This window comes from Variovorax paradoxus (assembly GCF_000834655.1).
GTDB classification, from domain to species: Bacteria; Pseudomonadota; Gammaproteobacteria; order Burkholderiales; family Burkholderiaceae_C; genus Variovorax; species Variovorax paradoxus_F.
Genome location: NZ_JXQQ01000050.1, coordinates 1 through 6,908 on the forward strand (window position 1 = coordinate 1; position 6,908 = coordinate 6,908).

Consider the following 6,908-nt stretch of genomic DNA (forward strand, 5'->3'; position numbering starts at 1 on the left):
CTCGGTGGTCGCCTCGATGAAGTTGCCCGCGGCGTACACCAGGAAGAGGCGCATGCCTTCACCCTTGACCTGTCCGCCGAAGATGAACGACACGTTGAAATCCAGCCCCGCGTGCTTCAGCGCCTCGGCATCGCGGTCGTACACATGGCGCACCGCCGAGCCCAGCACGCGGGCGGCGTCGAACATGCTCTTGGCGTTCCAGATGGTGATCGGGTCGCCCTGCGAGCCGTCTTCGCGGGTTTCGCGCAGCTCCTCGATCTGGAGGATTTCGCGCACCGACTGCGAGATGCTCAGGTTGCCCGAAGACAGCAGCACCATGACGCGGTCGCCCGGCTGCTCGTAGACGATCATCTTGCGGAAGGTGCTGATGTGGTCCACGCCCGCGTTCGTGCGCGAGTCGGAGAGAAACACCAGTCCGGCGTTGAGTTTGATGCCTACGCAATAAGTCATGAGTTCGTCTCGCATGAATCAGGCCCGCTCAGGCGGCGCTGCGTTCACGCGTGTTCAGTTTCTGGAGGGCATAGAGCGCGTCGAGGGCCTCGCGCGGGCTCATGGTGTCGGGGTCTAGCGCGGCCAGCGCGGATTCTACGGCGCTGGCCAGCGGCGTCTCGGCGACCGGAGGGGGCGCAAACAGGTCGACTTGTGCACGAGTTTGCGCATGTTGCGATTCAAGTGCCTCCAGCGCCTGCCGCGCATGGTTGACCACGGCTGCCGGCATGCCCGCCAGGCGCGCCACCTGGATTCCGTAGCTCTTGCTGGCCGGGCCGGGCTGCATTTCGTGCAGGAACACGATGTCGCGGCCGGCTTCGGTGGCGCTCACATGCATGTTTACCGCGCCGTGGTGCGTGGCCGGAAACTCGGTCAGCTCGAAGTAGTGGGTGGCAAACAGCGTGAAGGCCTTGCTGCGGTCGTGCAGCTGCGCCGCGATGCCCGCGGCCAGCGCCAGCCCGTCGAAGGTGCTCGTGCCGCGCCCGATTTCGTCCATCAGCACCAGCGACTGCGCCGTGGCGCTGTGCAGGATCTGCGCGGCCTCGGTCATCTCCAGCATGAAGGTCGACTGCGCATTGGCCAGGTCGTCCGCCGCGCCGATGCGGGTGTGGATCGCATCGATCGGCCCGAGCCGGCAGGCCGCCGCCGGCACGTGCGAGCCGATGGAGGCCAGCAGCACGATGATCGCCACCTGCCGCATGTAGGTCGACTTGCCGCCCATGTTCGGACCGGTGATGACCTGCATGCGCTGCTGCGGCCCGAGCTGCGTGTCGTTGGCGATGAAGCCGCCCGACGACTTTTCGGCCAGCCGCGCCTCCACCACCGGATGGCGCCCCTGCTGGATCTCGATGCACGGGTGCGCCACGAAGCTCGGCGCGCGCCAGTGCAGCGTGTGCGAGCGCTCGGCCAGCGCGCACAGCGCATCGAGCGTGGCGATTCCGCTGGCCAGTTGCGTGAGCGCCGGCACCGAGGGCTGCAGCGCATCGAGCAATTGTTCGTAGAGCCACCTCTCGCGCGCCAGCGCGCGGTCTTGCGCGCTCAGCGCCTTGTCCTCGAAGGCCTTCAGCTCGGGCGTGATGAAGCGCTCGGCGTTCTTCAGCGTCTGGCGGCGGCGGTAGTTGTCGGGCACCTTGGAGAGCGCGCTTTGCGTCACCTCGATGTAGAAGCCGTGCACCCGGTTGAACTGCACCCGCAGGTTGCTGATGCCCGTGCGCTCGCGCTCGCTCACCTCGAGCTTCAAGAGAAAGTCGTCGCAGTTCTCGCTGATGGCGCGCAGCTCGTCGAGCTCCGCGTCGTGGCCGGTGGCGATCACGCCGCCGTCGCGCACCAGCGCCGACGGGTCGGACTTGATCGCGCTCACCAGCAGGTCCGCGCAGCCCGGCGGCGGCGCGAGCCGTTCGGCAATGCGGGCCAGCAGCGGGGCGGACGCAGGCAGGAGCGGCGCCAAGTGCTCGGCCTTGTCGAGCGCGAGGCGCAGCGCCAGCAGTTCGCGCGGACGCACCTGGCGCAGCGCGATGCGCGCGGCGATACGCTCCACATCGCTCGTGTTCTTCAATTGCTCGCGCAGCGTGCGCCACGGCGCGGCCGTGCCGCCGAGCACCGTGGACTGCAGCGCGCCGATGGCTTCGAGCCGCGCCTGCGCTTCGCTGCGGTCGCGCCGGGGCGAGAGCAGCCAGCGCTTCACGAGGCGGCTACCCATTCCCGTCATGCAGGTGTCCAGCAGCGAGAACATCGTGGGCGAGTCTTCGCCGCGCAGCGTCTGCACCAGTTCGAGGTTGCGCCGCGTGGTGGGCGGCAGCTCGATCAGGTCGCCATCGCGTTCGACCGAAAGCCGCTGCACGTGCGAGAGCACGCGGCCTTGCGTGTGTTCGGCATAGCCCAGCAGCGCCGCGGCTGCCGCATGCGCGTTGGTGAGCGATTCGGCGTTCCATGCGGCAAGGCTGTTGCTGCCCATCTGCTCGCTGAGCTTGCGCTCGCCCAGGCCTCCGTCGAACTGCCACGCGGGGCGGATCGACAGCGTAAAGGGCGTTGCCGCGCGCGCGGCCTTCAGGCGCTGCTCGAACGCCGGCGTCACCTCGGCGCTGTACAGCAGCTCGCTCGGCGCAATGCGCGCGATCCACGCTTCGAGCGTATCGGCGGGACACTCGGCCAGCCGCAGCTCGGCGCCCGTCACGCTCAGCCACGCGAGCCCGCAGAAATTGCGCGTGCCCGCATGCACCGCGAGCAGCAGCGATTCGCTCTTGTCGTTGAGCAGTTCCGAATCGGTCAGCGTGCCGGGCGTGACCACCCGCACCACCTTGCGCTCCACCGGCCCCTTGCTCGCGCCGACCTCGCCCACCTGCTCGCAGATGGCCACCGATTCGCCCAGCTTGATGAGCCGCGCGAGGTAGGTGTCGACCGCATGAAAGGGCACGCCGCACATCACGACGGGCTGGCCGGCTGACTGGCCGCGCTGGGTGAGGGTGATGTCGAGCAGGCGCGCCGCCTTTTCGGCGTCGGCCCAGAACAGTTCGTAGAAATCGCCCATCCGGTAGAACAGCAGCGTGTCCGGATGGTTCGCCTTGAGGCCCAGGTACTGCGCCATCATGGGCGTGTGCCCGGAGAGGTCGCTGGTCGGGGGAGTGGGTTGGGCAGTCGTCGTTTTCACTCGGGGGATTATCGGGGACTGGAAGGCGGTGGCTTTTCATCCCCCGCTCTAAAATCCCCCCCGCGCAAACCCCGCGTGAAGAACAACAAGGCGCCCATGGCCCAGCTGGATCCACTCAAAGGCCCTGACGCGAACGCGCTGCCAGATACCGCCACCTTGCCCGCCGAACTCGCCGCGCTGTACCTGTGCATATCGCCGGCCCAACTGGCGGACCTGCGCAAGTCGAAACGACCCGAGCGCGGCGCGGGCAACGGCCCCTCCGTCATCCGGCCCGTCGAGGGCGGCCCGAGCGGCCCCAAGGACCCGGTGCTCTACCAACTGGGCGCCCTGCGCGACTATGCGAAGGCGCACGCCGCTCCCTCCGACTACGACACCGCGTTGAAGAGCGGCATGCTCGGCTGGGTCTCCGCCAAGCTGCCCTTCTTTGCCGAGCGCGAGCCCCGCATCAAGCGCGGCAAGCGCGTGCTCATCGGCGGTGCGTGGGACCGGGCAGACCCGCTGCGCGAGAGCCGCTTCGTCGAGCTCGCCAAGGGTCGCATCCGCTTCACGTCGCTCACCTGCGCCGAAGCCGCGACGAGCCTGTGGGCCGACGTGGCGAGCCACAGCGCGTTCGCCGAAAAAGGCCTTGCCCTCCTCAGAAGCGAGACACAGGCCATCGAGGCATCGCTCGCCGAAACCGCCCAGCTGGCCGCGGCCGCCAACCCCGGCGCAGCGGCCTGACCCAAGACAGAAAACCTCAAGACCGAACAGGGACGAGCACCGATGCTGATCAATTGCGTGGCCTACGAAAACGGCGCCAAGCTCGCCGACATTCCGGTCGAGGACATCAGCGACTACATCACCCGGCCCGGCTGCTTCGTCTGGGTGGCGCTGAGCGATCCGTCGCCCGAAGACCTCCTGGAAATGCAGAAGGAGTTCAACCTGCACCCTCTGGCCGTCGAAGACGCCCAGCACGGCCACCAGCGCCCCAAGGTCGAGGAATACGGTGACTCGCTCTTCGTCGTCATGCACCTGGTGGAGCCTTCGCCCGAAGGCGAGCACTGCGTGAACGTGGGCGAGGTCGATGTGTTCGTGGGCAGCAACTACGTGCTGTCGGTGCGCAACCGCAGCCAGCAGGGTTTTCTGGGCGTGCGCGAGCGCTGCGAGCGCGAGCCCGACCTCTTGCGCAACGGCGCGGGCTTCGTGCTCTATGCGCTGATGGACGCGGTGGTCGACCGTTACTTCCCCGTCATCGATGCGCTCGAAGTGGAGCTCGAATCCATCGAGCAGCAGATATTCACCCAGGGCGGCGCGGCGCGCGACAAGATCAAGCAGCTCTATGACCTCAAGCGCCGCAGCATGATCCTGAAACGCGCCGTGGCGCCGCTGGTGGAGGCCGCGGGCAAGCTGCACGGCGGCCGCGTGCCGCAGATCTGCTTGGGCTCGCAGGAATACTTTCGCGACGTGGGCGACCACCTGGGCCGCATCAACGGCTCCATCGATGCGATGCGCGACACCGTCGGCACCGCCATCTCGGTGAACCTCTCGATGGTGACCATCGAGGAGAGCGAAGTCACCAAGCGCCTGGCGGCCTGGGCCAGCATCTTCGCGGTGTGTACCGCGTTCGCCGGCATCTGGGGCATGAACTTCGAGCACATGCCCGAGCTGAAATTCAGGTACGGCTACCCGATTGCGCTGGCGCTCATCGTCAGCACCTGCGGCTACCTCTACTACCGCTTCAGGCGCGCCGGCTGGCTGTGAGGCCGGGCCTCGCTAATGCCAAACTAATAAACATGTAGATAATCGAGTCCCTTATGAAAAGGGACTTCACCCAGCGCTTCGGCTTCCTGGTCAAGAGCGTGGGCAAGCTCTACAGCGAAGAGTTCGACCGCCTCGCGCGCGAGCGCATCGGCCTCACCAGCGCCCAATGCCGGCTGCTCGGCGCATTGGCCATGCACGACGAAGACGAGCCGCTCTCGCAGGCCGAACTCGCGCAGCGCCTCGATCTCACCCCCATGGCCGTGGCTGGCCTGTGCAACCGCATGGCCGCAGCCGGCTGGATCCGCCGCGAGCCCAGCGCCACCGACCGGCGCGTCAACCGCATCCATCTGCAGCCCAGCGCCGAGAAGGCGCTCGATGCGGCGCTGAGCATCAGCGACGGCCTCAACGCGCGCGTGATGTCGGTGCTCTCGCAGCCCGAGCGCGCGCAGTTGCTGGTCTTGCTCAACAAGGTGCGGGGCAGCCTCATCGACATCACCTCCGGCGACGCGCAAAAGCCATGAGCGTCGCCCCCGGAACCACCGTGCCGCACCGCGGCATGATCACCATCTCGATCATGCTGGCGACCATCATGCAGGCGCTGGACACCACCATCGCCAACGTCGCGTTGCCCCACATGCAGGGGAGCCTGCAGGCCTCGCAGGACCAGATCACCTGGGTGCTCACTTCCTACATCGTCGCCTCGGCCATCGCGCTGCCGCTCACCGGGTGGCTGTGCGGGCACTGGGGGCGGCGGCGCGTGTTCATCATTTCGGTGATCGGCTTCACGGTGGCTTCGGCGCTGTGCGGGCTGGCCACTTCGCTCGTCGGCATCGTGGCCGCGCGCCTGCTGCAGGGCGTGTTCGGCGCGGCGCTGGTGCCGCTGTCGCAGGCGGTGCTGCTGGACATCAATCCGCGCGAGAAGGTCGGCCAGGCCATGGCCATCTGGGGCGCGGGCATCATGGTCGGCCCCATCCTCGGGCCGCTGCTGGGCGGCTGGCTCACCGAGAACTTCGACTGGCGCTGGGTGTTCTTCATCAACCTGCCCGTGGGCATCTTCGCGTTCTGGGGCATTGCGCGCTACCTGCCCGAGAGCCGGCCGCAGGGCGAGAAGCTCGACATCTTCGGCTTCGTCACGCTCAGCCTGGCCATCGGCATGCTGCAGCTCTTTCTGGACCGCGGCGAGCAGCTCGACTGGTTCGATTCGTGGGAGATCAAGCTCGAAGCCGCCGCCGCGCTCGTGGCCTTCGGCTTCTTCGTCGTTCACACCTGGACGGTGCAGGGCGTGTCGTTCTTCGACCGCGACTTGCTGAAAGACCGCAACTTCGTCACCGGCCTCCTCTTCGCCGCGGGGCATCGGCACCATGATCGCGATGATCATCGTCGGGCGCCTGGTGCAGCGCATCGACGTGCGCGCCATCATGGCCGTGGGCTTCGGGCTCACCGCGTTTTCGCTCTACCAGATGACGCGGCTCACGCTGCAGATGGACAGCAGCCTCATCATCCTCTCGGGCTTCATCCAGGGCCTGGGCATCGGCTTCACCTTCGTGCCGCTGTCGACCGCCACCTTCGCCACGCTCGCGCCGCGCCTTCGCAACCAGGGCACGCCCATCTTCAGCCTGCTGCGCAACATCGGCAGCAGCGTGGGCATCTCGATCGTGCAGGCGCTCCTGACCGAAGGTTCGAGCAAGGCGCATGCGCAGATCGCAGCGACCGTCACGCCCGGCAGCCCGGGGCTGGTCAACCTGCCGCCGATGATGTCGCCCGACACCATGACCGGCCTCGCGATGCTCAATGCCGAGGTCACGCGACAAGGCGCGCTCATCGGCTACCTGGACGACTTCGCGATCATGATGGTGATCACGCTGCTGGTCATTCCGCTGCTGTTGCTGATACGCAGCCCGCGCCGCAATGCGGCTACTTCAGGCCCCGCCGAAGTGCCCCACTGAATTTGAGTTTCTCCCTCCCCTCCCGGGGGAGGGTAGGGGTGGGGGCTCGCGGCGCTCGATGAAGCACTGCGCCTGACCAGCGCCGC

4 protein-coding genes and 2 pseudogenes are annotated in these 6,908 nt (G+C 67.4%); 4 read left to right on the forward strand and 2 right to left on the reverse strand.

From position 1 onward, the window contains the following. Both RT97_RS21260 and mutS read right to left on the reverse strand, forming a co-directional pair. Positions 1-450: pseudogene (locus RT97_RS21260) on the reverse strand (peptidase); the annotation flags it as partial. A gap of 28 nt (positions 451-478) precedes the next feature. Beyond that, positions 479-3,136 carry a DNA mismatch repair protein MutS gene (gene mutS, locus RT97_RS21265; RefSeq protein ID WP_042580817.1) on the reverse strand — a complete coding sequence of 886 codons (2,658 nt, stop codon included), beginning with the start codon at positions 3,134-3,136 and terminating at the stop codon, positions 479-481. Between the two features lie 96 nt (positions 3,137-3,232). Between mutS and RT97_RS21270 the strand changes: the two genes are divergently transcribed. The 4 genes and pseudogenes from RT97_RS21270 to RT97_RS21285 all read left to right on the forward strand — a co-directional run bounded on the left by RT97_RS21270 (position 3,233) and on the right by RT97_RS21285 (position 6,822). Further along, positions 3,233-3,856, forward strand: coding sequence for a hypothetical protein (locus RT97_RS21270; protein WP_042580821.1), 624 nt, complete (start codon positions 3,233-3,235; stop codon positions 3,854-3,856). Between the two features lie 42 nt (positions 3,857-3,898). Continuing rightward, positions 3,899-4,876, forward strand: coding sequence for a magnesium and cobalt transport protein CorA (locus RT97_RS21275; protein ID WP_042580818.1), 978 nt, complete (start codon positions 3,899-3,901; stop codon positions 4,874-4,876). A 53-nt stretch (positions 4,877-4,929) separates the two neighbouring features. After that, a complete protein-coding gene (locus RT97_RS21280; RefSeq protein ID WP_042580819.1) occupies positions 4,930-5,397 on the forward strand; it encodes a MarR family winged helix-turn-helix transcriptional regulator in 468 nt (155 codons plus the stop codon). Continuing rightward, positions 5,394-6,822 (forward strand): annotated as a pseudogene (locus RT97_RS21285) (DHA2 family efflux MFS transporter permease subunit). The gene RT97_RS21280 and the pseudogene RT97_RS21285 overlap by 4 nt, the downstream one beginning before the upstream one ends. Positions 6,823-6,908 lie beyond the last annotated feature (86 nt).